Source organism: Kistimonas ophiarachnellae, assembly GCF_057552235.1.
In genome coordinates this window covers 1-289 of the sequence record NZ_BAAJPA010000093.1, presented here as the reverse complement: position 1 = coordinate 289, position 289 = coordinate 1, and the positions used below count along the sequence as shown (strand labels likewise).

The 289-nt window shown below is 63.3% G+C and carries 1 protein-coding gene; it reads left to right on the top strand.

Going from position 1 to position 289, the window contains the following annotated elements:
- Positions 1-289 (top strand): calcium-binding protein (locus AC27K1_RS21785; protein ID WP_487152895.1); only part of this gene is annotated, 289 nt, incomplete at both ends.

Genomic DNA, 289 nt, shown 5'->3' with positions numbered 1-289 from the left:
CGCCGGCGACGATATCCTGGACGGTGGCGCCCATGGCCCGGGCGGCGATACCGTGGATTTCAAGAACGGTACGAACGGCGTGACTGCGAGCCTGGCGGATGGTACGGCCACCGACAGTGAAGGTGGCAGCGACACCCTGCAGAACATCGAGAACCTGACCGGTACGGACAGCAATGACAGCCTGACCGGTGATGCCAATGCCAACGACCTGCTGGGGATGGATGGCGATGACACCCTGGTGGGCGGAGATGGCGCCGATACCCTGAACGGTGGCGATGGCAGTGATACT